The 2,372-nt window shown below is 47.8% G+C and carries 2 protein-coding genes; both read left to right on the forward strand.

What is annotated here, in order from left to right; all coding sequences use genetic code 11:
* On the forward strand, positions 1 to 790 hold a 790-nt coding region (locus tag QUB35_RS37055; protein WP_445252134.1), incomplete at its 5' end, for a calcium-binding protein.
* A gap of 329 nt (positions 791 to 1,119) precedes the next feature.
* Entirely contained in the window at positions 1,120 to 2,073 is a 954-nt protein-coding gene (locus QUB35_RS37060; protein WP_333147781.1) for a threo-3-hydroxy-L-aspartate ammonia-lyase, read from the forward strand.
* Positions 2,074 to 2,372 lie beyond the last annotated feature (299 nt).

Consider the following 2,372-nt stretch of genomic DNA (forward strand, 5'->3'; position numbering starts at 1 on the left):
GGCTGGTTCTACCTTGATTGCGAATCTGGGTACGGCTGCTAGCAATCTGGGAACGGCGGACTTTGTATTTACAGGTACGATCGCACCTTCTGATACTGGTACTTCTCCGACTGGTACTACTACGAGTTCCGGCAGCGTTGTGGATTTAATTACTAATCCCGGTACTTTCCCGACAAACGGAGTTAACAACTTCGGTTCTGGTGTTGGCGGTTACAACTTCACCACTCCTGTCTTATTTACAGGAAGTGCGACAGCTAATAACGTCACCGGCACTGAGTTTGCTGACATCTTGAACGGCGGTTCTGGGGCCGACATTTTCGACGGCGGTTTAGGTAACGACAGCATCTTCGGCGGCGCGGGTAGCGATACTCTAAACGGCGGCGAGGGGAATGACACTTTAATCGGTGGTGTGGGAACCAATGTTCTCAACGGCGGTGCTGGTGCGGATGTGTTTGTGTTCACCGGAACTACTGCTGACGGCGGCGATTTTATTACCAATTACAGCACTGCTGAGGATCAAATTAACCTCGACAGCACTGGTTTTGCAGCCTTTACGACCGGATCTGGGCCTTTGGGTTCGAGTTTCTACGTTTACAGCAGCACAGTTTCTGTAACTGATCTCGAACTAAATTTAACCGGGCCGTCCATCATGGCTATCTACGACGGTTTGTCTGCGTCTACTAAACTGTATTACGATAGCAACGGTTCTACGGTTGGTGGTAACAGTTTGTTTGCCACTGTCGATGTCAATTTGGGAGTTTCCGGTAATTCTGAATTGTTCTTGTTCTAAACGGCAAGAATCCTAATCGGGATATCGGTACGGTTAGGGACACAGCAATGCTGTGTCCCTACAAGATACGGGTAAGGACACAGCCATGCTGTGTCCTTTTTTTTGGTAATTGTTAAACAATTTAGCTGCTATTTTTTTTGTAGGGAAATGGCATTGCCGTGTTCTTTTTTGCGTTGTTGTCGATGGTTGGAGTCGATCGCACTCGCGAGGGCAATTTCACCTAATTATTAGCAACCAAAATATAATTAAATTTTATAATTTAATGGTAGGAGTGAAGCGGCAATGCCCACCCTACAAATAGAGTCCTCGATCGCCCTAATCTAAAATCTATGAGTACCCAAAATCCTTTATCAGTCTGTTTCGCCGATGTGGAGGCGGCGGCAAATCGCTTGCAGGGCAAAACTTTCAAGACACCGGTGCTGACTTCGGAAACTTTCAACAAACGCACAAATTCTCAGGTATTTTTCAAGTGCGAGAACTTTCAGCGCACGGGTTCGTTTAAATTTCGGGGTGCTTGCAATGCTTTGATTCAGCTATCTGAAGCCCAAAAACAGCGGGGAGTGCTGACTTTTTCTTCGGGAAATCACGCGCAGGCGATCGCCCTTGCCACCCAGTTATTACAGATTCCTGCTACTGTTGTCATGCCAACAGATGCGCCCAAAGTCAAGCAAGAGGCGACTCGCGGCTACGGTGCGGAGATTATTTTGTACGATCGCACTCAAGTTGCGCGGGAAGAGTTAGCCGCTAAAATTGCCGCAGAACGACACTTGACAATTGTTCCTCCTTATGATAATGCGTGGGTGATTGCGGGACAAGGTACGGCGGCGCTGGAATTAATCGCGGAAGTTGGGGAGTTGGATTTGCTGTTAGTTTGTTGCGGTGGCGGGGGTTTGCTGTCGGGATGCGCGATCGCAGCAAAAACTTTGTCTCCGCAGTGTAAAGTAATAGGAGTAGAACCCCAGCAAGCAGACGATGCTGCGCGATCGTTCCGCACGAAAACGCTACAAACTGTTACTAACCCGGATACGATTGCTGACGGTGCGCGCACGCCATCTTTGGGGAATTTAACCTTTCCTTTGGTGCTGCATTATGTTGATGATATGGCAACTGTTTCCGAAGAGGCAATTCGCAGTACAATGTTTTTTATGTGGGAACGGATGAAGATAGTTGTTGAACCGACGGGAGTGCTGGGGGCAGCAGCTTTGCTTTCAGGTGTTGTGAAAGCTGAAAATGCGAGAGTTGGGGTGATTGTTAGCGGGGGAAATGTCGATTTTAGTCATTAGCTTGCACTTTTTCAAGAACGGGCAAGATGCCCGTTCCACAAGAGAGGAATTTTATTTTTGATTGTGGAACAGGCATCTTGCCTGTTCGGGCAAGATGCCCGTTCCACAAGAGAGGAATTTTATTTTTGATTGTGGAACAGGCATCTTGCCTGTTCGGGCAAGATGCCCGTTCCACAAGAGAGGAATTTTATTTTTGATTGTGGAACAGGCATCTTGCCTGTTCGGGCAAGATGCCCGTTCCACAAGAGAGGAATTTTATTTTTGATTGTGGAACAGGCATCTTGCCTGTTCGGGCAAGA

This window comes from Microcoleus sp. B13-B6 (genome assembly GCF_036705405.1).
Taxonomy (GTDB): Bacteria; Cyanobacteriota; Cyanobacteriia; order Cyanobacteriales; family Microcoleaceae; genus Microcoleus.